At 65.6% G+C, this 21,934-nt stretch carries 20 protein-coding genes; 7 read left to right on the forward strand and 13 right to left on the reverse strand.

The window, feature by feature from the left end:
• Window positions 1–175: 175 nt before the first annotated feature.
• A complete protein-coding gene (locus C4K38_RS21185) occupies window positions 176–2,254 on the reverse strand; it encodes a TonB-dependent siderophore receptor (RefSeq protein WP_172833171.1) in 2,079 nt (692 codons plus the stop codon).
• A 397-nt stretch (window positions 2,255–2,651) separates the two neighbouring features.
• Here C4K38_RS21185 and C4K38_RS21190 point away from each other — a divergent pair, with 397 nt between their 5' ends.
• The 3 genes from C4K38_RS21190 (at window position 2,652) to C4K38_RS21200 (ending at window position 7,047) form a co-directional block, all read left to right on the forward strand.
• On the forward strand, window positions 2,652–3,662 hold the full coding sequence (locus tag C4K38_RS21190; protein ID WP_053280050.1) for an AraC family transcriptional regulator: 1,011 nt from the start codon (window positions 2,652–2,654) through the stop codon (window positions 3,660–3,662).
• Window positions 3,663–3,855: 193 nt separating this feature from the next.
• Complete coding sequence (locus tag C4K38_RS21195; RefSeq protein ID WP_053280051.1) at window positions 3,856–4,695, forward strand: oxidoreductase; 840 nt, start codon at window positions 3,856–3,858, stop codon at window positions 4,693–4,695.
• Window positions 4,696–4,821: 126 nt separating this feature from the next.
• Complete coding sequence (locus tag C4K38_RS21200) at window positions 4,822–7,047, forward strand: DNA/RNA non-specific endonuclease (RefSeq protein WP_232007619.1); 2,226 nt, start codon at window positions 4,822–4,824, stop codon at window positions 7,045–7,047.
• Between the two features lie 12 nt (window positions 7,048–7,059).
• Here the strand turns inward: C4K38_RS21200 and C4K38_RS21205 are convergent, their stop codons facing one another.
• Window positions 7,060–7,752, reverse strand: a complete 693-nt coding sequence (locus tag C4K38_RS21205) for a GNAT family N-acetyltransferase (RefSeq protein WP_053280053.1) — start codon at window positions 7,750–7,752, stop codon at window positions 7,060–7,062.
• Window positions 7,753–7,968: 216 nt separating this feature from the next.
• Complete coding sequence (locus C4K38_RS21210) at window positions 7,969–8,580, reverse strand: cell wall hydrolase (RefSeq protein WP_053280054.1); 612 nt, start codon at window positions 8,578–8,580, stop codon at window positions 7,969–7,971.
• A 293-nt stretch (window positions 8,581–8,873) separates the two neighbouring features.
• Between C4K38_RS21210 and C4K38_RS21215 the strand changes: the two genes are divergently transcribed.
• A complete protein-coding gene (locus C4K38_RS21215; protein ID WP_414860356.1) occupies window positions 8,874–9,683 on the forward strand; it encodes a CAP domain-containing protein in 810 nt (269 codons plus the stop codon).
• A 394-nt stretch (window positions 9,684–10,077) separates the two neighbouring features.
• Complete coding sequence (locus tag C4K38_RS21220) at window positions 10,078–11,124, forward strand: class I SAM-dependent methyltransferase (RefSeq protein WP_053280056.1); 1,047 nt, start codon at window positions 10,078–10,080, stop codon at window positions 11,122–11,124.
• A 206-nt stretch (window positions 11,125–11,330) separates the two neighbouring features.
• Here the strand turns inward: C4K38_RS21220 and C4K38_RS21225 are convergent, their stop codons facing one another.
• Both C4K38_RS21225 and C4K38_RS21230 read right to left on the reverse strand, forming a co-directional pair.
• Window positions 11,331–11,780, reverse strand: coding sequence for a hypothetical protein (locus C4K38_RS21225; protein ID WP_053280057.1), 450 nt, complete (start codon window positions 11,778–11,780; stop codon window positions 11,331–11,333).
• 159 nt (window positions 11,781–11,939) lie between these two features.
• A complete protein-coding gene (locus C4K38_RS21230) occupies window positions 11,940–12,860 on the reverse strand; it encodes a LysR family transcriptional regulator (protein ID WP_053280058.1) in 921 nt (306 codons plus the stop codon).
• Between the two features lie 118 nt (window positions 12,861–12,978).
• Here C4K38_RS21230 and C4K38_RS21235 point away from each other — a divergent pair, with 118 nt between their 5' ends.
• Window positions 12,979–13,725, forward strand: coding sequence for an SDR family NAD(P)-dependent oxidoreductase (locus C4K38_RS21235; protein WP_053280059.1), 747 nt, complete (start codon window positions 12,979–12,981; stop codon window positions 13,723–13,725).
• 66 nt (window positions 13,726–13,791) lie between these two features.
• Window positions 13,792–13,998: a tautomerase family protein gene (locus C4K38_RS21240; protein WP_053280060.1), complete on the forward strand. Its 207-nt coding sequence runs from the start codon at window positions 13,792–13,794 to the stop codon at window positions 13,996–13,998.
• A gap of 48 nt (window positions 13,999–14,046) precedes the next feature.
• On the opposite strand, the gene C4K38_RS21245 is transcribed toward C4K38_RS21240, so the two are convergent.
• The 8 genes from C4K38_RS21245 to benC all read right to left on the reverse strand — a co-directional run bounded on the left by C4K38_RS21245 (window position 14,047) and on the right by benC (window position 21,934).
• Window positions 14,047–14,682 (reverse strand): glutathione S-transferase family protein, encoded by a 636-nt coding sequence (locus C4K38_RS21245; RefSeq protein ID WP_053280061.1) that lies wholly within the window; start codon window positions 14,680–14,682, stop codon window positions 14,047–14,049.
• Between the two features lie 163 nt (window positions 14,683–14,845).
• Window positions 14,846–15,199 carry a DUF1428 domain-containing protein gene (locus C4K38_RS21250; protein ID WP_053280062.1) on the reverse strand — a complete coding sequence of 118 codons (354 nt, stop codon included), beginning with the start codon at window positions 15,197–15,199 and terminating at the stop codon, window positions 14,846–14,848.
• A 138-nt stretch (window positions 15,200–15,337) separates the two neighbouring features.
• Window positions 15,338–16,423 carry a hypothetical protein gene (locus C4K38_RS21255; RefSeq protein ID WP_053280063.1) on the reverse strand — a complete coding sequence of 362 codons (1,086 nt, stop codon included), beginning with the start codon at window positions 16,421–16,423 and terminating at the stop codon, window positions 15,338–15,340.
• Between the two features lie 352 nt (window positions 16,424–16,775).
• Window positions 16,776–16,949, reverse strand: coding sequence for a hypothetical protein (locus tag C4K38_RS32375; protein ID WP_009049922.1), 174 nt, complete (start codon window positions 16,947–16,949; stop codon window positions 16,776–16,778).
• A gap of 242 nt (window positions 16,950–17,191) precedes the next feature.
• Window positions 17,192–18,406 carry a benzoate/H(+) symporter BenE family transporter gene (locus C4K38_RS21260; protein ID WP_053280064.1) on the reverse strand — a complete coding sequence of 405 codons (1,215 nt, stop codon included), beginning with the start codon at window positions 18,404–18,406 and terminating at the stop codon, window positions 17,192–17,194.
• An 80-nt stretch (window positions 18,407–18,486) separates the two neighbouring features.
• On the reverse strand, window positions 18,487–19,824 hold the full coding sequence (locus tag C4K38_RS21265) for an MFS transporter (RefSeq protein WP_053280065.1): 1,338 nt from the start codon (window positions 19,822–19,824) through the stop codon (window positions 18,487–18,489).
• Between the two features lie 169 nt (window positions 19,825–19,993).
• On the reverse strand, window positions 19,994–20,767 hold the full coding sequence (locus C4K38_RS21270) for a 1,6-dihydroxycyclohexa-2,4-diene-1-carboxylate dehydrogenase (protein WP_053280066.1): 774 nt from the start codon (window positions 20,765–20,767) through the stop codon (window positions 19,994–19,996).
• Window positions 20,768–20,920: 153 nt separating this feature from the next.
• The gene (benC, locus tag C4K38_RS21275; RefSeq protein ID WP_053280067.1) at window positions 20,921–21,934 is read right to left on the reverse strand and encodes a benzoate 1,2-dioxygenase electron transfer component BenC; all 1,014 of its coding nucleotides are present in this window, start codon (window positions 21,932–21,934) and stop codon (window positions 20,921–20,923) included.

Below are 21,934 nucleotides of genomic sequence, written 5' to 3' on the forward strand. Positions count from 1 at the left end.
GACATGGCCAAGGCTTTCTTGACGCCGGGCCACGGGGAATCGGGCCGCGGGTGGGCAAAGTCGGGAGATTGGCGGGAATGCCATGAAGGGCCGAATCGGCGGGGGGACGACAGCAGGGAAACAGCTGCCGCCGACGCGCCACCCTGCAGGGCGACGCGCAGCGGTCCGGGTGTGATCAGAAGGTTACGCTGGCGCTCAAGCGTGCGGTGCGTGGCTCGCCGACGTTGACCTGCAGCTGGCTGCCGGTGGACGACGGGTAGTACTGCTTGTCGAACAGGTTGTCGACATTGAACTGCAAGCTGGTCTTGTAGCCGAACAGCGGCGATTCCCAGCGCACGAAGGCATCGGCCACGGTGTAGCTGCTGAGCCAGAAATCGTTGGCGTTGTTGGCCGCGCGCTCGCCGACATAACGGGCGCCGCCGCCCGCATGCCAGGCACCGAATTCCGCGGGCACGTTGAGGTAGTGACTCAGGTACAGGCTGGCGGTGTGCTTGGGGGCGTTGGCCAGGCGGTGACCTTCGTTGCTCGGGTCGTCGAGGATTTCCGTGTGGTTGTAGGCGTAGGTGCCGATCAGGTCCCAGCGCTCGGCGATGCGCCCGGTGACATCCAGTTCCACACCCTGGGAACCGACCTTGCCGGCGGCTTCCGAGAGGCTCACGCCATTAACAGTGGTCGTAGTCACCACGTTCTTTTTCTCGATGTCGTACAGCGCCAGGTTGATGTTCAGGCCGGGCAGCGGATCGTACTTGGCCCCCACCTCGTAGCTGCGGCCCTCTTCCGGATCGAAGGTGTTGCCGGCGTCGTCGACATCGGTGTTGGGCTTGAACGAACGGCTGTAGTTGCCGTACAGCGACAGGCTGTCGGTGGCCTTGAACACCAGGCCGAGGAAGGGTACGAAGGTGTCGCCGTTGCTGTCGCGGTTGACCTTGTAGCTGCGGCCCAGGCCCTGGTCGCTGTACTGGTCGTAATGCTGCTGGCGACCACCGAACACCAGGATCCACTGTTCACTTAAATGCCAGTTGTCCTTGAAGTACACCGAGCTCGAGGTCAGCTGGTTGCGCAGGTTGCTTTGGGTGGCGCTGACCAGGCTCGGCTCGGCCAGCTTGCCGTAGACCGGTGAGGTGATGTTGAAACCACCCTGGGCGGTGTTGCGGTAGGTCTTGCCGCGGTACTGGTCGGAGTGCTCGCTGTCGACGCCCACCAGCAGGTCATGGCGCTGGCCGAACAGCTCCTGCTGGCCGATGAAGTCCCAGCTGGCGTAGCGGGTTTCGTCGTCGTAGTGGGCACCGTTGGCGGCCCGGCGCAGGGTGTTGCCGGTCAGGCTGTTGGGCTGGGCGATCGACAGGCTGTAGCGGTCGTTGTTCCAGCCGTAGGTGACGCGGGTTTTCCAGGCGTCGCTCAGCTGGTACTCGAAGCGCGCGCTGGCCACTTCGCGGATGCCGACGCTTTTCGCCCAGCGTTCGTCCAGGCGCTTGTCGTAGTCGATGTCCGCCGGATGCCCGTTGGTGAATACGGTGCCGCGGTCAAAGGGGCTGGAGTAGTCGTTGTATTCGTAGTTCAGGGTCAGGCTGGCGCGTTCGCCGGTCCAGGTCAGCGACGGCGCCACCAGGGTGTGCTCGTTGACCCCGTAGTTGCGCCAGTAGTCCTCGTGGCCGCGCTCGGCGATCAGGCGGTAGGCCAGGCCGGTATCGCCCAGCGGCCCGGTGGTGTCCAGGGCCATGGTGCCGCCGCCTTCGCTGTAGGCCGAGCCGCTGAGCGTGGTGCTCTGGGTGTACTGCGGCTGCTTGCTGATGATGTTGATCAGCCCGCCCGGCTCCAGCGCGCCGTAAAGCATCGACGCCGGGCCCTTGAGCACTTCGACCCGCTCGGTGGTGGCGCTGAAGTTCTGCCCCAGGTTGGAACGCACACCATCGCGCAGGATCGAGCCGTCATCGTTGGTGCCGAAACCACGCTTGACCAGCGAGTCCCGGGAGCCACCCAGGGTGTTGCCCTGGCTGACGCCGCTGACGAACTTCATGGCGTCCTCCAGCGACTGCACCTGATAGTCGGCCAGGGTCTGCTGGGTCACCACGTTGATCGACTGCGCCTCCTCCTTGATCGGCACATTGCTTTTGCTCGCCGTGCTGGCTTGCGAGGTGGTGTAGCCGGTGTCCTGGTTGAGGCGCTCGGCCTGGATATCGGTGGTCGGCAGTTCGACCGCCTCCTGTGCCCACAGCGGGCTGGCGACCAGACAGCAGGACAGTGTCGGCAACATGCGTTTGATCAGGGTTTTACGGCGGGCACGCGGACAGGATGGCTTCAAGGTGTGCACTCAAGGGAGGGATGTTAATAGCAATGATTATCATTGTAATGAGCGTCTCATTCGCAGTAAATCCCTCAAACCTGCTGCGCAACAGGTTTTTTCATGCCGTCATCGGCAGCCGATTGGCCAATTCATGCCAAAGGCCGTGAGCACCACGCATTTTCCAGCCCCCTAGTGAGCCCTCGGCAAGCGGGCAGCGATCGGGTATCACGCGCCTGCGCACTGGCGCCAATTGCCGGCAGCCTGGCGCGCTCCGCATGCCAAGAATCCTCTTGGGCCCCCTATACTCGATCTCCACAGCCACAGGAGGACGGCTTCAGGTCCTGCTCCGCACAGCGCAAGAGGTTCGATGACCCGCAATCAGTCTTTTCCCCTCGACATCGGATGGCAGCTGATCCTCAAGGACTTGGGCTTTCAGCCCGCCCACGTACTGCGTCGCGCGGGCTTGCCGCAAGACTTGCTGTCTCGCCCGGGCCAGAGCCTTTCCACGACGCAGTACCTGTGCTTCTGGCAAAGCCTCGAGGACGAGGCCGCAGACCCGCTGTTTGCGCTGCGGATCATCGAGTCGGTCTCGGCGGAGTCGTTCAACCCACCGGTGTTCGCCGCGCTGTGCAGCGCCAATCTGATGCAGGCCGTCCAGCGCCTGGCCAAGTACAAGCAGCTGGTGGCGCCGATGAGCCTGGACATCGAGGTCGCCAGCAATGGCGACCTGAGACTCTCGCCGCGTTGGCTGCTGGCCCAGGGCGACATTCCCTATTCGCTGCAGGTCGCGGAGCTGGCGTTCTTTGTCCGGCTGGTGCGGCTGGCGACCCGCGAACCGGTGAACGCCCTCGGCGTAACGCTCCCCGCGCTCCCCCCCGCCGCCCATGCCCGCCAGTACGCAAGTTTCTTCGGGGTGCCCGTGCAACGCGGCGCCAGCCTGAGCATCCGCTTCGCCGCGGTCGATGTCCTGCGCCCCTTCCTGACCCTCAACGAAGGAATGTGGCGGGTCTTCGAGCCCGACCTGCGTCGACGCCTGAGTGAACTCGATGCCACGGCGGCGACCGCCGAGCGGGTGCGCGCCCTGCTGCTGGAGTTGCTGCCAAGCAATGCGGCCAGCATCGAGGAGGTCGCCGCCCGCCTGTGCATGAGCAAGCGCACCCTGCAACGACGCCTGGAGGACGAAGGCGAGAACTTCCGCGCGCTGGTCAACGGCACGCGGGAAAGCCTGGCACGCCACTATCTGGAAAACACCGCCCTGTCCGGTACGGAGATTGCCTTTCTGCTCGGTTTCGAAGACCCGAACTCCTTTTACCGCGCCTTCCTCGACTGGACCGGGCAGACCCCCGATCGCGCCCGCCACGCCCTGCGCCTGAACTGAAACCGGTGGGCCAGGGCGCCCCAGTGCCCATCGCGCAATCGGCCCGAAAAACCCTCGATGGCCATGGCGCTGTTTGCAAGTCCGATGGCGCCAAGCGCTAGAGCGCCGGCGCCGCCATCCCCCTAAAGTTCCCCCCACGGATGGCGGTCCGAGCTGGCTTGCCGGACGCTTCTCAATCAGAGGATCGACAGATATGAACAGCAAAGTTGCCTTGGTAACGGGCGCCTCTTCCGGCATTGGCGAGGCCACCGCCCTCAAGTTGAAAGCCCTGGGTTATACGGTGTATGCCGCCGCCCGCCGGGTCGAGCGTATGCACCCGCTGGCGCAGGCCGGCCTGCATGTACTGCCCCTGGACGTGACCGACGACGCCTCGATGCAGGCCTGCGTGCAGGACATCCTCGCCCGGTCGGGGCGCATCGACGTGCTGGTCAACAACGCCGGCTATGGATCCTACGGCGCGGTGGAGGATGTGCCGAGCGACGAAGCCCGTGCCCAGTTCGAGGTCAATGTGTTCGGCGCCGTCCGCTTGATCCAGTTGGTGTTGCCGCAGATGCGCGCGCAGCGCTCGGGGACGATCATCAACATCACCTCGATGGGCGGCAAGATGCACACGCCGCTGGGCGCCTGGTACCACGGCACCAAGTTCGCCCTGGAAGCGATCAGCGATTGCCTGCGCCTGGAGGTGCAGCCTTTCGGTATCGATGTGGTGGTGATCGAGCCGGGCGGCATCAAGACCGAGTGGGCGGACATCGCGGCGCAAAAAATTGTCGAGACCTCCGGCCGTGGGCCTTACGCTCCCCAGGCGCAAGCCATGACGCGGTCCATGGTCGGCCAGACCAGCCGCAAGTATCAGTCACCGCCGCAAGTCATCGCCGATACCATCGCCAGGGCTGTCAGCGCCCGCCGACCTAAGACCCGCTATGCCGTCGGGTTCGGGGCCAAACCGCTGATCTTCTTGCGCAGGCTGCTTTCCGACCGCGCCTTTGACGGCCTTATGCGCCTGGCCACCGGTATCTCCCGCCCGGTCAGCTGAACCGCCTTTCACCCTGTAATGCCGGCCACGGATCCGACGAGCCGGCATGTCGCCAGCCATCTGCCACCGCACTTGTTGTCTACGCTCAAATCGACAGCCCGAAAGGAATCCCGTACTCGCCAGGAGGTGCCCTTGAGCAAGACGCCAGATGCCGTTGCCACTGCCCGCCGAAGCAATATGGCCAAAGCCCTGGAACGCTGGAACCGGCAAGCCGTTGCCCGCAGCGAATCGCTGTCGCGCATCCGCGAACTGGGCCCCGGCGCCGGCGACTCGCCGCAACAGCTGGCCAAGTGGATCGCCCGCGAGAATGCCCGCTCCGTGCTGGTCAGGGCCGGGCTGGAGCGACGGATCGGCACCTGGGACCCGACCTTCTACGCCCCCAGCGAAGCTGCCCGCCAGGCGGCAAGGCCGGTGGCGCGCCTGGTCAACGCCCCACAGCCAGGAACGGTGGTCGAGGGCTTCGCCACTGGTTTCCTGGTGTCCCCCAACCTGTTGCTGACCAACCAGCATGTGTTTCCCAGGGATGTGGACGCGGTGGACTGCGCCGCCAACTTTCTCTACGAAAGGCTGGAGCGCGGGATAAACGAAGGCACCTACTTCAACCTGCTGCCGGATCAGTTCTACTTCGCCGACGAGGCGCTGGACTTCTGCCTGGTGGCCATCTCGCCGCAAGGCACCCGCGGCGAAGCCCTGGCGGACTACGGCTGCATCCGCCTGATCGAAGCCACCGGCAAGACCCTGCGCGGCCGCCCGATGAACATCATCCAGCACCCCGAGGGCGGCCCGCGCCAGTACGCCACCACCCACAACCGCCTGCTGGACATTCTCGACCAGGGGTTCCTGCACTACGAAACCGACACCGCCGAAGGCGCCTCTGGCTCCCCGGTGTTCAGCGACAACTGGGAGCTGATCGCCCTGCACCACTGCGGCATTCCGCGGACCGACGAAGCCGGCAACATTCTCAAGACCGACCACAGCATCTGGAACCCCGAAGGGGACGAGGAAAGCACGGTGGACTGGGTGGCCAACGAGGGCACCCGGGTCAGCAGCATCGTCAGCGCGCTCAAGGCCCTGCAACTGAGCGGCAAGCCGGCCGAGCTGCTGGCCCAGCTCATGGAGCTGACCCCCGACCCGCTGGCCATGCTCAGCGTCAACGAAACCCTGCCCGCGGCGCCACACCGCCCAGGAGCGCCCGATATGTCGCAGAACATCTTTCATATCTCCGGCCCCACCACCATCAACATCGTCAGCCACGCCGCGGACAGCCCGGCCAGCGTCATGCCCATCCTCAACGTCGCGCCTGCCGAGCCGGTGCCTGCCGCGCCGGCTCCGGCAGCCGCGGCGCTGGAAAAGACCCTGACCTTCGACCTCGACTACGCCGCCCGCAAAGGCTACGACCCGGACTTTCTTGGGGTGCCCGTCCCGCCGCCCGCAATCGAGGGCGCGCGGCTGCCCCAGCTCTACCGGGTCGGCGACTACCGCGAACACCTCGCCTCGGCCCGCAACGTACCGCCGGTGCAGCTTGCCGGCCTGGATGACGAGGCGCCGCTGGCCCTGCCCTACCACCACTATTCGCTGGTGATGAACAAGGATTACCGCATGCCGATGTGGACCGCCTGCAATGTCGATTACCGGCCCGAGGTCCGTGGCGATACCCGCGCGCGCAAGAAGTACGGTGGCGAAAGCTGGCGCCTCGACCGCCGGGTGCCGAGCCGCTACCAGCTCACCAACGGCGATATCTACGGGCCGGCCGGCAACTTCGACCGCGGCCATATCGTGCGCCGCGAAGACAGCTGCTGGGGGATGCCGGGGCTCGAAACCGAGTACGCCAACGCCGACACCTACCACTGGACCAACTGCACGCCGCAGCACGAGCTGTTCAACCAGGAATCGCCCGACGGTGCCGAATACCGCAATCGCAAAGGGGTCTGGGGTTACTTCGAAAACGAGCTGGCCGAGCAGATCGAAGCGGGCGGCGGCCAGGCGATCATCTTCGCCGGCCCGGTACTGGACCAGACCTCGTGCGTGGAACAGGACTTCGGCAAGGGCCCGGTGCGCTACCCGACCCGCTTCTGGAAAATCGTCATAGTGCCCAAGGACGAATCGCGCACCCCGGAACTGCTGGCCTACGGATTCCTGTTCGATCAGAGCGAGGTCATCAAGGAGTTCGGCCTCAACGTCAAGGAAGCCGTCCAGGACCTGGCCAACACCTTCCAGAAGCAGAAGGTGCCGCTCACGGCCATCTGCCTGCTCACGGGGATTTCCCTGACGCCGTCGATCATGGCCGCCGACCAGTACAAGCAGCCTGACCGCCCAGTACCAGGGGTCTGGCGGCTGAAACCTGACAGGTGAAACCGAGCGGCCTCAGCCCTGCGCCAGGCGTTCTCGGACCAGCGCCTGGGCGTTGCGGGTCATCTGGTCCAGGTGGCGGTCACGCTGTTTTTCGGCATCGAGCATCGCCCGCTTGCCATGCTTTTGCAGCAGGTAGCTGTGGATCTGCCGCACCTCCAGCGAGCGATAGATCGGCGCCGTGTCCAGCAAGCCCATCAAGCCATCGGTAGCCTGATCGCGGGTGTTCATCAGCACCTGCGGGCCGCGCACGCCCAGCACCTGGAAACCCAGCGCTTCGAACCAGGCCACCTTGCCCGCCGCGCAGGTCAGTTCGGCATGGGGGTAGCGCTCGCGCATCCGTGCCAGCAGCGAGCGCGCGATTCCCTGCCGGCGATGGCTGGCACGCACCGCCATATAGGCCACGCCGCACGCCTCGGGATCGTCCTTGACCGGCAGGTACAACAGGAAACCCAGCACCTGTTCCGGGTCGTCATCGTCAGTGGCCACCAGCAGTTCCACGGCGATGCCCCGGGAGCCGTCCAGGGCCTGCAGATACAGATGCACTTCGTAGCCGATGGCGTACTGGTAGATGTTGTACAGCAGGTTGCTGGGCGGGATCGCTACCGCGCTGATGTCGGTCAGGTAGTCAACCACCATCTGCAGGATCTGGCTGTTGACGGCCTCCGGGCACGGGGTTTGGGTGTGAAAATGACTGATGGTGGGCATTGCGCGGAGGGCTCCAAAGGTTGAGGCACGCCTGGGCAGCAGGCGTCGGCGGCGGGCCGGACATGATACTCGTTGTCGCGCCATGGCCGTACCGCGATCTGCTTCTGTAGGAGCCAGCGGGCGGCGATCCGACTTGCCCGCGATCCAGGCGCCGCGGTGGGTCAGGGACGGCGCCATCGCGGGCAAGCCTCGCTCCTACAGTCTGGGTAAACCGGGCTAGCGGGCGCTGTCGCCTCGCGGCTTGTAGAACAGAAACTTGCCGGTCTCGGCGGTCTTGCGGTACTCCCTGGCCCAATCGGGGCTCACGCGCCGGTCGTGGAAATACAGGGCGCCGTGGGTGCGGTCCCGGAGTTGCTGGTTGAGCGCCTTGCGCGCGATTTCCTTGGCCACGATGTAGGGTTCATCTTCCTTCACCTGATCCGGGCGCCCGTCGCACCACCAGGAAAACTGGCAGGCGCGCTGCTCCGAACCCTGCTTGACCACCGCACACACCGTATCCGGAAACCCCTCGTGGCCGAGCCGGTTGAGCACCACGCTGGCCACCGCTTCCATGTCGGCGGCGGCCCCGCCCTTGGCTTCCCAGTAGATGGAGCGCGCCAGGCAGGTGATGGCGTCGTCCAGCGGCGCGGCGCCGGCCGGGTCCACCGCCTGGGCTTCGGGAGGGGTAATGGTCTCGCTGCGGGGCACCGGCTGCTGCTCCGCGGCTTTCTGCTCCAGGACCTGGGCCTTGTCCTCCACCACTTCGGGGTCCGCCCTTTCACCCGCGGCCAACGCCAGCCCCCCGCACAGGAGGATCAGGAGACCGCCGGCAATCGCTGTCGGGCGCATGCGTGCACCTTCGCCAAAAGCCCTGTCCGGGCACGGGAAAGCCGCCTGCGCCTGCTGCATTGGCGGCAGGTTGGCGGCGACTGGAGTTGAGTGTAGTTCGCCACCGTCCAGCCGTAACCGGCGCCGCGCCGGCAACAGGGAGGGCGGATAACGGCGCCCGTTTTCTGCAAAAAGACATTGCGCCGACCGGGGCTAAATCGCGCATCATGGGCGCAATTCGCTCAAGGGAGACCTCCATGCGCTGCCTATCCTCTGCTCTGCCGCTGACCCTGCTGTCGCCCCTCCTGTTGTCGATGAGCATGGCCTTCGCCACCACCGCCGTGGCGAACGACGAGACGCAACTGGTGACATCGATCAACAGCTACCGCAGCCAGGTCCAGCGCTGCGCCGGCCAGGTATCCCAGGAACTGCCGCCGCTGGCCGCCGACCCGCGCCTGGTGTTGCCCGCCAACAGCATCGGCAACCTGCAGCAGGCCCTGGCCAGCAGCGCCTACCCGATGGTCAATGTGCAGGCCATCAGCCTGTCCGGGCCGCGCGATGCCCAGGCGGCCATGAAGGCGGTGCGGGAAAGTTTCTGCCAGGTGGTGCTGGACCCGCAGTTCGTCGATATCGGCGTCAGCCGTACCGGCCAGGATTGGCGCATCGTCCTCGCCCGACCGCTGCTGACCGCGCGCCTCGGCGACTGGCAGGCGGAGGGCCAGAAGCTCCTGGAAAGCCTCAACAGCGCCCGCGCACAGCCGCGCCAGTGCGGCAACCAGATCTTCGCCGCCGCCACCCCGCTGGCCTGGAACTCCACCCTGGCCAGCGCGGCCCAGGCCCATACCCGGGACATGGCCAACCACAACTTCTTCGACCACAAGGACCGCGACGGCCGCACCCCCGGCGACCGCGCCGAACTGGCGGGTTATGCCGGCCAGCAGATCGGCGAGAACATCGCCGCCGGCCAGGACAGCGTGCGCAAGGTGGTCGATGGCTGGCTGGCCAGCCCCGGCCATTGCGCCAACCTGATGAACCCGCAGTATCGCGAGCTGGGCGCGTCCTATGCGGTCGATCCGAAAAGCGATGCCGGCATCTACTGGACCGCCATGTTCGGCACGCCTTGAAGGCCTGACCTGCGTTGCCCAAGGGCGTCGTCATCGGCGCCCCTGCCCCCTCATCGGCCAACCCCGCGACGCCCCTGCCAGCGAACTAGACTGACTCATCTACCGGCCAGGAATCGCTTCCTCCGGGCGTCCCCGGAACCCGCGCGCAGCCTCGCCTGCCGTCACGTGTTAGGCGCCCAGCCCCGATGGCTACCCTGATGTTCCTGAACGGTATACACGCACCCCGTCCCACGCTGGAGGCGCCCGTGCGTCAGCTCCTCAGAGCCCGGCCTGCCCTGTCAGGCCCACTCCTTCGGCACCGCCGGGACATGGCCTCCCCGCGTGCGCCGCGTATCTCCATCCGGCCACTGCCGGGCCGTCTGCGGCAGTGCCCCTCACAGCGGAGGACAAGGCTATGGACGAAGCCAAGCTCAACGATTTCATGGGCAAACTGGTGTCAGACATGGGCGGCGCGGCGATGCTCGCCAATATGATTCTCGGCGAAGAACTGGGCCTGTACCGGGCCATGGCCGACAGTCGCTTCGTCAGCCCCGAGGCGCTGGCCGCCAAGACCGGCTGCAACGCGCGACTGCTGCGCGAATGGCTGAGCGCCCATGCCGCGTCCGGCTACATGGAACACCTCGACGGCCAGTTCCGCCTGCCGGAAGAACAGGCCCTGGCGCTGGCTATCGAGGACTCGCCGGTGTACGTGGCCGGTGGCGCCGTGGTGGTCTCTGCGCTGTTTCACGACAAGGACAAACTGCTGGCGGCGATGCGCGGCGACGGCGCCCTGGCCTGGGGCGATCACCACCCGTGCATGTTCAGCGGCACCGAGCGTTTCTTCCGCCCGGGCTATCGGGCACACCTGGTGGCCGAGTGGCTACCGGCGCTGGACGGTGTGGTGGAGAAACTGCAGGCCGGGGCCAAGGTGGCAGACATTGGCTGCGGGCATGGCGCCTCGACGGTGATCATGGCCCAGGCCTTTCCCGCTTCGCAGTTCTTCGGCTTCGACTACCACCAGCCTTCCATCGCCACCGCGACACAACGGGCCGAGGAAGCCGGGGTGACCGGCCGCGTGCAGTTCTCCCAGGCCAGCGCCAAGACCTACCCCGGCAACGACTACGACCTGATCTGCTTCTTCGACTGCCTGCATGACATGGGCGACCCGGTGGGCGCCGCGCAACATGCCTTCCAGTCGCTGAAAGACGACGGCAGCGTGCTGCTGGTCGAGCCGTTCGCCAACGATCAACTGGACCAGAACATCACCCCGGTCGGCCGGCTGTTCTATGCCGCCTCGACCTTTATCTGCACGCCCAACTCGCTGTCCCAGGAAGTCGGCCTCGGGCTCGGTGCCCAGGCCGGCGAAGCACGCCTGCGCAAGGTCTTCAGCGAAGCCGGCTTCAGCCAGTTCCGCCGGGCCGCAGAAACGCCGTTCAACCTGATTCTCGAGGCACGTAAATAAAAACGCAGTCCTGTAGGAGCGAAGCTTGCTCGCGATGAACTTGAGGGCGGCGCGCTTACCCGGTCGATACGCGTCATCGTTAACGACCATCGCGAGCAAGCTTCGCTCCTACAGATGTGTGTTGTTGATTCAGATGTTGCATGCCAATAAAAACGGCACCCGGGAAGTCCCGGGTGCCGTGCTTCTGTACCGCTATGGATAGCGCCTTACGCCGCCGGCAGATCCACCAGCACTACCGCCTGTTGCCCTATGCACAACAGCCGACCGCCATGATGGGCCACATACTCCCGAGCCTCGTCCGGCGACGAGAACCAGCAGTTGAGATGGCCCGCCTGGCGGTAGACCAGTTCGAAGTGCTGCAACTGCTCGGGCGCCAGCTCGTCGAGGGCCTGGCGGTAGGTCTCCCAATGGGCAAAACCGGCCTCGCTGGCCAGGGTGCGCAACAGGTGTTTGCGCTGCACCTTGTCGCGCTGCCGATACAGCTCGGGCAACGACAGGCCAGGCACACTGTTGCTCGCCAGCAAGCGCCGCAGGATCGGCAAGGCGCTGGCCAGCGAACCGCTGGTTGCAGTGCGATGCAGGCGTTTGGCTTCGCGCAGTACCAGGCTGGCGGCCTGACTGGCGGGTGAACGGGGAACGGATTTATTGATAGGCATACCAACTCCAAGAAAATCGGCCTGCTCGCTATTGGCCCGGAGGGGGTATGCAAGCGTGGTGCTTGCGGGAATTGAAGGTGCTTGCGCTTTCGCGAGGTGGGCGCCCAGGAAGCCCGGTCGCCATACTAACCAATCCATCCCGGGCTGCCCATCCCCGCTTCAGGTCTTCCAGCCCGGCTGCTTCTCCAGCAGGAAATCGATAAAGGCCCGCAGGCGCAACGGCACATGCCGGCTGTGGGGATACAGCAGGCTGAAGGGCCGCGAACGGCCACCGTAAGGCTGCAGCACCTCCACCAGGGAACCCTCGGCCAGCTCGCGCTCGACCATGAAACGGTAAGTCTGGAACAGGCCGGCGCCATGCCTGGCCAGGGTCACGCCCCCCAGCAGGTCCTCGGAGCACACGTAGGCCCCCCCGGCGAGCACTTCGCAGGGGCCGTCGGGGCCGTTGAACAGCCAGGCGATGCGCCGGCCGCTGCTGGGCAGCTCGAACTGGATGCACTCATGCTGCGCCAGGTCGTCGAGCCGCTGCGGGGTACCGGCCCGCGCCAGGTAATCCGGGGCGGCGAACACCACCAGTTCGGCGTCCTCCAGCAACCGCGCGACCAGCCCGGAATCCGGCTGCGCGCGCACCCGGATCGCCATGTCGTAGCCCCCTTCGACGAAATCGATATTGCGGTTGCTCAGGTTGACCTCCACCCGCATCTGCGGGTAGCGCCGGCGAAATTCCGGCAGCAGCGGCAGGATCCGCAGATGGCCGTAGGTGGTCGGCAGGCTGATGCGCAAGGTGCCGGAAGGCGCCAGCTGCTGCCCGGTCAACTGGCGCTCGGCTTCGAGCATCTGGTTCAGCGCGCTGCGGCATTGCTGGTGATAGTCGCGCCCGCCGTCGGTCAGGCGGATGCTGCGGGTGGTGCGCACGAACAGGCGTACGCCGAGCCGCTCTTCCAGGCGCGACACCGAGCGGCTGACCGCCGCCGGCGTGACCCCGGCCGCCAGCGCCGCGCCGGTAAAGCTGCCGATCTCCGCCGCCATGCAGAACAGCTCGATGCTGCCCAGCAGCACATCGTCGAATTGCCGACTCATTGATTACACCATGTATCAAGTGAAGTACCCGTAACGCTATTTATCAGCATTCGGCACACAAATATAGTTCTGCCCAACAGCGCTGGAACTTCTCTCAACGCAGAACAGGACTATCCCCATGAGCCACACCCTGAACCACGACAGAACCGTCATCATCACCGGCGCCTCCAGCGGCATCGGCCTCGGCCTGGCCCAGGCCTACCTGGCCCGCGGCTACAACGTGGTGGGTAATGCCCGCTCGGCAGAACGGTTGGCCGCAGCCGCCGAAACCCTGGGCCACAACGAGCGTTTTCTCGGGGTCGCAGGCGACATCGCCGACCCGGCCACCGCCACCCAGTTGGTCGAACGCGCCGTCGGCCGTTTCGGCCAGGTCGATGTACTGGTCAACAACGCCGGCTTCTTCCTGCCCAAGCCATTTATCGACTACAGCCCCGAGGAGCTGGAAAGCCTGCTGGAGACCAACCTCAAGGGCGTGGTCTATGCCTCCCAGGCTGCGGCGCGGCACATGATCGAGCGGCGCCAGGGCCACATCATCAACATCAGCGCCAGCGTCGCGCTGCAACCGAACCTGGCGGTCCCGGCGGCCTTGCCGGTGCTGATCAAGGGCGGTGTGAACCAGATGACCCGCGCCCTGGCCCTGGAGCTGTCGCCGTTCAATATCCAGGTCAACGCGGTGGCCCCGGGGATCATCGACACGCCGATGCACGACCCGGCGCACCGCGCCTTCCTCGACGGCCTGCAACCGGCCGGGCGGCTGGGGCGCATCGAGGAAATCGCCGACGCGGTGCTCTACCTGTCCGGCGCCGGCTTCACCACCGGCGTGGTGCTGCCGGTGGACGGCGGCATGAGCAGCGGCAAATGGTGAACCCGGCGGGAGGCCCGCGTGCCTCCCGTCTCTTGCAATCCCCCTATCTTCCCCAGGAGTACAGCCATGCCTTTCGTCAACCTGCGCATCACCCGTGACGGCGTGACCCGCGAACAGAAAGCCCAGGTGATCCGCGAGATCACCGAAACCCTGCAACGGGTGCTGAACAAGGCCCCGGAACTGACCCACATCGTCATCGAGGAAGTCGACCTCGACAACTGGGGCTATGCCGGCATGACCACCACCGAGTATCGCCAGCGAACGGCGCAATGAAAAAGGGCGGACCAGTATCTGGTCCGCCCTGTTTTCATTGCGCTTGAATCAGCCCGCGGGATGCTCGCGGAACGGCTGCAACTGCCCTTCCAGGGCCCTGGCAAATGCCGGGCGGGCCTCGCAGCGCAGGCGGTAGGCGTCCAGCGTCGGGTAATGCGCCAGGGCGCCGCAGACCACCAGCTCCCGCAGTACCGTGGTCATCATCAGGTCGCCGGCGCTGAAACGCTGTTCGAGGTACTCCCGTTGCCCCAGCCAGGCACCGAGCGCCTCCAGGCGCCGGTCGAGGCTCTCCTGTTCCTTGCCCGGTGCCTGAGCCCCGTACGTCACCTCGAGGCTGGCGAAGTTCTGGGCGGAAGGCTCGATGGAGTTCAGCGCCGCCAGCACCCAAGTCTCGACCCGCGCCCGTCCGGCCTCATCAACCGGCGCCAGCACCTCGGACTGCCGGGCGATATGCAGCACGATCGCCCCGGACTCGAACATCTCGACCCGACCGTCGCGGTAGGCCGGCACCTGGCCGAACGGCTGCCAGCGCCGGTAGCTGTCGCTGGCCTGGATTTCCGGGTCAATCAACCGGACCTCATAAGGCAACCCGGCCTCCTCCAGCGCCCAGCGCACCCGCAGATCGCGCACATAACCCCGGGCAAAGGGCGGCACCCAACGAAACGCACTCAACTCGATACTCATAAATGCTCTCCTGATCTTGATCCCCGATCGCCAGCCGGCTGGCCCATACATTGATAAACCGCCACGCCCACGCCTCGAGCGTCCAACCATTGCGACTGGCCGACATGATCGATGTATCCCCGGGCCTCGCTGCGGCCGTTGCCGATGTTTCGCCGGTAACCCCTCACGCATTCACCAGCATCTTGAACCCGCCATAAATCATGCGCTGGCCGTCGAACGGCATCGGGCAGGCGTCGGGCTTGAGGCGCGGGTCTTCCATGGCTTTTTGCATGCCCGCGTCGCGGATTTCGCGGGACGGCCAGATGATCCAGCTGAACACCACCGTCTCGTCCGCCTTGAGCTTGACCGCCATGGGGAACGAGGTCAGCTTGCCCTCGGGCACATCGTCGCCCCAGCAATCGACCACGCTCAGGGCGCCATAACCCTTGAACACCTTCGCCGCGGTCTGCGCATGCTGCTTGAAGGCTTCAAGGTTGGCGGTGGGTACTGCCAGTACACAACCATCGACATAAGACATGATCCTGCTCCTGCTGATTGGGGTTGGACATCAAGGCCCGACCTGGGTATCGGTCGCGGCTTCTGGGAACTGGTCGATCCGCATCGCCGACAATCGACAGCTCGGCGCGAAAAAAACCGGGCGGCCGACCGACGGGCCTCATGGCTCCGGTTGCCAACCGGTTTCCGGGGCGCTCAGGCCCGGCGTGGCAGGTGGATGCACGGTGCCTGGTACAGTCTCCAGCGGAGGGTTCGGTACCGCGCTTTTGCCCAGTTCGCCCTCGATCTGCCCGGCCAGGTAATACACCCCGGCCATCACCCCGTTGCCGGTGTTGTTCATCAGCTTGAACCAGGCCTGGTCGAACGCCTTGCCCAGGCTCTGGCGAATCTGCGCCTCGGTCTCGGCCCGGTCGCTCTCATGGGCGATCGCGCGAAACCCCGCCGCCCCCAGGGAGATCACCGCACCGGCGACCTTGCCGGCCACCGCCGACGCGGCGCCGGCAATGCCACGACCAGCCATCTGCGCTTCGAATTTTTCGCTGGCCTGTTTGGCCACCGAGACGATCCCGGCCTCGGACGACACCTCGCCGGTGCCCGCGGGGGCGCCATGGATCTGCTGGTACAGCGCCGAGTAGGCCGGCAGGGTGGTCAAGGGCTTGGCGTGCAGCACCTGGTACATCGACGCATCGCGCGGCGGCGGCGGCCCCAGGCGAATCGCCTGGATGCCGTTGAGCCGTTGATCGAGCTGCTTGGCCGGCAACCGATAACGCTGGGCGATAACCTGTATCTGCTTGTCCAGCAGCTCGACATAGAACTCCGTGGCCTGGTTGAGAATCGCATCCGGGTCGATTTCCACCGCCACCGGTGCCAGCACCTGTTCCTGATACTGCTCCTTGAGGTACTCCGCCAGCCGCGTCGCCGCCGCGTCCTTCTCGTCGCCGGCGGTGAGGCTGTACCAACTGACTTTCATGGCCATCCATTCCTGGGTCCAGTAACTGCTGAACCAGGGGATGAAGGTTTCTTCGGTAACGGCATAGACCCGCACCCGCCAGTGCTCCATGGAGCCGCGGGCAAAGACCTTGACCTGGATCACCGCCTCTTGCGAAGCCTGGGCGATCTCCAGGTCCACTTGACGCCAGGTGCTGGCTGGCACCACCACCGGCGCTACCACCTCGCGGACGCGCTGGGTCACGGCGCACCCGGCCAGCACCAGCAGCATCACGACGATCAGCGCACGCAGGTACAAGATGGCAACCCTCGCACAGCGTCGACCACGGCCACCCGCTCATGACGGGGCAGGCTTCAACCGGGTACCACACGACCATGCCTGGATTGAGTATAGGTGCTGGGGTTTGCGCCCCAGGCTCAAGAAGGGGTTTGCAACAGCGCATCCGACCAGCCGCTTGCTCGCGATGGCGTGCGGCCTGACACACCGCGGCGCCTCGATCGCCGGCAAGCCTGGCTCCTACAGAAGCGCATCCGCCCTGTAGGAGCGAGCGGGCGGCGATCCGACTTGCCCGCGATGGCGTCCGGCCTGATACCCCGCGATGCCTCGATCGCCGGCAAGCCTGGTTCCTACAGAATCGGCTCAGTCGCGGTCAGCGTGGACCGCCACCGCCGGGGCCTCCGCCAAAACCACCATGCTGGCCACCACCGCCACCGCCGCCATGACCACCGCCGCCGCCACCCGGCGGAAAGAACATCCAGCAGCCCGACAGGGACGACAACAAGGCGATCACGACCGCCACTTTTGCAACTCGACTCAACATCATCACTTCACTCTCTTTCAGGACGAGAACCACAAGTTTCTCGCCGTTTCAGACAGCGATTGCGCGACATTGAGCAGCGCATGAAGGTAAAGAATGGGTAAGGGTTGTATCGAAAAACCCACAGGTTTCCGGGGACTTGCGTATTCATCCCAGCAGCAGCGAACGGCAGCCCCGCAGACACAGGCCGTGCCGGAGGTGATTCGCCTGTGCAAGGTTTTTGATACATAGCGGGCGCCGTAGCGCTGTCAATTACGCGCCTGGGCCGGTGCCTCCCCCGTTACGGGTAAGGCTTGCGGGCGACGCAAGGTCAGCACCCCATGGGCCAGCAGGCCAAACAGCAGCCCCCAGAAAGCCGCCGACAAACCGAACAGCGACATGCCCGAGGCCGTCACCAGGAAAGTGATCAGCGCCGCTTCGCGATCCCGCGGTACGGCCATGGCGCTGCTCAGGGCGCCGCCAATGGCAGCGAACAGCGCAAGCCCAGCCAGGGCCGCGATCAGTGCCCGGGGAAAGGCGCTGAACAGCGAAACCAGGGTCGCGCCGAAGATCCCCAGCAGCAGGTAGAACAGCCCGCCCATGACCCCGGCCACATACCGCTTGCCCGGGTCTTCGTGGGCTTCGCGGCCGGTGCAGATGGCCGCGGTGATCGCCGCCAGGTTCAACCCGTGACAACCGAATGGCGCCAGCAGCAGGCTGGTGAAGGCACTGCTGGCGAGGATCGGGCTGGCCGGCGTGTGGTAGCCGTCGTTGCGCAGCACGGCGATGCCCGGCACGAATTGCCCGGTCAGGGCCACCACCACCAGCGGCAGCGCGACGTTGAGCACATCGTTCCAGCTGAACGCGGGGCTGATCCAGTGCGGCGTGGCCAGGCCGATCACCAGTGCCGAGCGGTCGATATCGCCCATCGTCAGGGAGATGGCGCAGCCCACCAGCAGCACGGCCAATACCGCATAACGCGGCGACAGGCGCTTGCACAGCAGGTAGGTGAAGAACATCGCCCCGACCAGCAGCGGTTTGTCCTGGATCGAGCGGAACAGCCCGGTACCGAAACTGAACAGGATGCCCGCCAGCATCGCCGCGGAAATCGCCGCCGGCAGCCGGCCGATGATCTTGTCGAAGATGCCGCACAGGCCGATCAGCAGGATCAGCGCGCTGGCCACCAGGTAGGCACCCACCGCCTCATTGAGGCCAATGCCCGGCAGCAACGCCACCAGCAGCGCCGAGCCCGGCGCCGACCAGGCGATGACCACCGGCACCTTGAAGCGCAGGCTGAGGACGATGCCCAGCACCCCGCTGCCGATGGAAATCGCCCAGACCCAGGACGACAACACTTCCTCGGGCAGGCCCGCGGCCTCGGCCGCCTGGAAGATGATCACCAGCGGCCCGGCATAGGAAATCAGCGTGGCGATAAACCCGGCCACCAGCGCCGACAACGAAAAGTCCTTGATCAACTGCCGCATGCAAGCTCCGAAGCCCTGAGGCATGGCATGACTGAACCGCCGACGCAGGCACCTGGGCGCCCGCGCCGGTCATGGCATCACTACAGCGATGGCGCGCTGGCCTGATTGACCGGCAGCGCCTTGGCCGGCCGCTGGTAGACGAAACACATCGCCAGCGCCGCCACTGCCCCCGGAATGGCGAAGGCCATGAAGTTATAGTGCAGCGGCAGCTCGATGCTCACCAAGGCACCACCCAGCAGCGGCCCGACGATGGCCCCGCTGCGGCCGATACCCGAGGCCCAGCCAATGCCGGTGGAACGGATCGTCACCGGATAGAACTGGGCGACACAGGCGAAGGCCAGGATCTGCGTACCGATGGTGGTGGCCCCGGCAATCGCGATCAGGGCGTACAGCAGCCCGTGCGGGCTCTTGAAGCCGAGCAGGCTGATGGACACCGCGGCCACGACAAAAAACGCCACCAGGACCTTTTGCAGCTGCAGGCGATCGCCGATCCAGCCGCCGCCCACGGCGCCGAAGATCGCGCCAAGGTTCAGCACCAGCAGGAACATCAGACTCGAGCCCAGGCTGTAACCGGCGCTGGCCATCAGCTTGGGCAGCCAGGAGTTGAGCGCGTAGACCATCAGCAGGCAGCAGAAGAACACCACCCAGAGCATCAAGGTGCTCAGCGCACGGCCTTCGCGGAACAGCTGCACCACCGGCGCGCCGGCAGTCTTGAGGTTGGCCTTGACGAACGAGTCGCCGGGTTGCGGCACGAAGCCCGGCTCGACCCGTTGCAGCACCTGGCGCGCCTCGTCTTCCCGGCCCTGGCGCAGCAGGAAGCCCAGGGATTCGGGCAGGAACTTGAGAATCAGCGGCAGCAGCAACAACGGGATCGCCGCCACATAAAACACCGCCTGCCAGCCGAAATTCGGCAGCAGCAGGATACCCAGGCCGGCGGACAGCGTGCCGCCCACCGAGTAGCCGCTGAGCATGATCGCCACCAGGGTGCTGCGGATTTTCTTCGGCGCGTATTCGTTCATCAGCGCCACCACGTTGGGCATCACCCCGCCGATGCCGAGACCGGCGATAAAACGGCAGATGCCGAACTGGGTGGGCGTGGTGGTGAACCCGTTGAGCAGGGTGAAACCGCTGAACAGCACCACGCAGATGGCGATGACTTTCTTGCAGCCGATACGCTCCGACAGCGAGCCGAAAAACAGCGCGCCGAACATCATGCCGAACAGCGCATAGCTGCCCAGCGCCCCGGCCTGCAGCGGGCTCAGGCCCCACTCCTGCATCAGCACCGGCAGCACCACGCCGTAGATCACCAGGTCGTAGCCGTCGAAGATGATGATCAGCGCGCACCAGAACAGCACGCGCCAGTGAAAGGCATTGAAGCGTGCCTCGTCGATCAATTGATTGCTGTCTATGTTTCGCATGGCATCTGACTCTTGTTGTTGTTTTAGGAGAAACCGGATGTGCGTTTACGCAGTCCTGTAGGAGCGAGGCTTGCCCGCGATTGGAGCGCTGCGGTGTGTCAGGCCGGACGCCATCGCGGGCAAGCCTCGCTCCTACAGTTGGGTGCGGTTTTCGATGACGCCTGATACTTCAGCCCTGGTCGCCCCCGCCTACCGGCATGACCATGCCGGTGATGTAGGACGCCTCGTCGGAGGCCAGGAACAGGATCGCCGCGGCCTGCTCGTCGATGGTGCCGTAGCGTTTCATCAGGGTGCTGTCGAGGGTCTGGTCGACGATCTGCTGGTACCAGACCTTTTCCTCGGCGCTCTGCTCGGCGCTGTTGCGCGGAATGCGCCGTGGCGGCGCTTCGGTGCCGCCAGGGGCGGTCGCGTTGACCCGCACCCCGCGCCCGGCGGTCTCGAACGCCAGGCAGGCGGTCAGGGCATTCACCCCGCCCTTGGCCGCGCCATAGGGCACGCGGTTGATGCTGCGGGTGGCGATGGACGACACGTTGACGATGGCGCCGCTGCCCTGCTCCAGCATGTAGGGCAGCGCCGCGTGGCAGCACCACAAGGTGGGGAACAGCGAACGGCGCACTTCGGCTTCGATCTGCTGTTCTTCATAGTGCTCGAACGGCTTGGCCCAGATGGTGCCGCCGACGTTGTTGACCAGCACGTCGAGGCGCCCGAAACGCTCGACGGCGGCGGCCATCACCCGGCTGCATTCGGCGTACCGCTCAAGGTCGGCGGTCAGCGCCAGCACCTCGAACCTGGGGGCCAGCTCGGCCTGCAACTCGAACACCAGCTCGGAGCGGTCCACCAGCACCAGCCGCGCGCCCTCCTCGGCCAGGCGCTCGGCAACCCGCCGGCCAATGCCCTGTGCCGCCCCGGTGACCAGGGCGACTTTTTCCTCGAATCTGCTCATCTCAAAACCTCATTCCGCTAGGCCGACGCACCACTGCACCTTCTTCTGTAGGAGCGAGGCTTGCCCGCGATAGCGATAGTGCGTGCAGCGCTGACCTTTCAGCCTGTCGGCTGATCGCGAGCAAGCTTCGCTCCTACAGAATTGGGGTGGGTTTCAGGCCGCGCTGGCGGCGAATTTTTCGTAGTAGAAATTGGCCGGGGCGATGCCCTGCTCACGGATGAACTGGCTCACCGCCTCGACCATCGGCGGCGGGCCGCACAGGTACACGTCCACATCGCCATCGTTCAGGTGCTTGGGTTCGATATGCTGGGTCACGTAGCCCTTGAGCGGGTGGCGGCTCTCGGGGTTGGCCACGCAAGCGCTGAAGCTGAAGTTGGGAATGCGCGCGGCGAAGGCTTCCAGGCGATCCATTTCCACCAGGTCGAAGTCGTTGGTCACCCCATAGATCAGGTGCAACGGATGCTCGCTGCCCTGCTCGGCGATTTTCTCCAGCATCGCGGTGAACGGCGCCAGCCCGGTGCCGCCAGCCAGCAGCAACAGCGGCCGGCGAATATCCCGCAGGTAGAAGCTGCCTAGGGGCCCGGCCAGGCTCATGTGATCGCCGGCTTTCGCCAGGCCGGTGAGGAAGCTGCTCATCAAGCCGCCCGGCACGTTGCGGATCAGGAAGCTGACCTCGCCGTCGCGCTGCAGCGAGCTGAAGGAATAGGCGCGGGTCTGTTCGCTGCCGGGCACGCCGAGGTTGACGTACTGCCCCGGCAGAAACGCCAGCTTGCTCAGGGCCTCTCCCTTGATCGACAGCGCTATGGTGCTGTCGGACAGCTGGCGCACCGCGCTGATGGTGGCATCGAAGGTGGCCTGGGCGGTGCGGCAGACTTGTGACGAAGCCGGCACCCGCACCACGCAGTCGCTCAAGGCGCGCATCTGGCAGGTCAGCACGAAGCCCTGCTCGGCTTCATCCGCGGTCAGCGCATCGTCAATGTATTCCTCGCCCAGGTCGTAACGCCCGGCTTCGGCAAAACACTTGCAGGTGCCGCAGGCGCCGTCGCGGCAGTCCAGGGGGATGTTGATGCCCTGGCGGTAGGCGGCATCGGCCAGGGTTTCGCCGGCATTGGCGGCGACGAAGCGGGTCACCCCGTCTTCGAAATTGAGTGCGATTTGATGAGTCAT

The sequence above is a fragment of the Pseudomonas chlororaphis subsp. piscium genome, assembly GCF_003850345.1.
GTDB classification, from domain to species: Bacteria; Pseudomonadota; Gammaproteobacteria; order Pseudomonadales; family Pseudomonadaceae; genus Aquipseudomonas; species Aquipseudomonas piscium.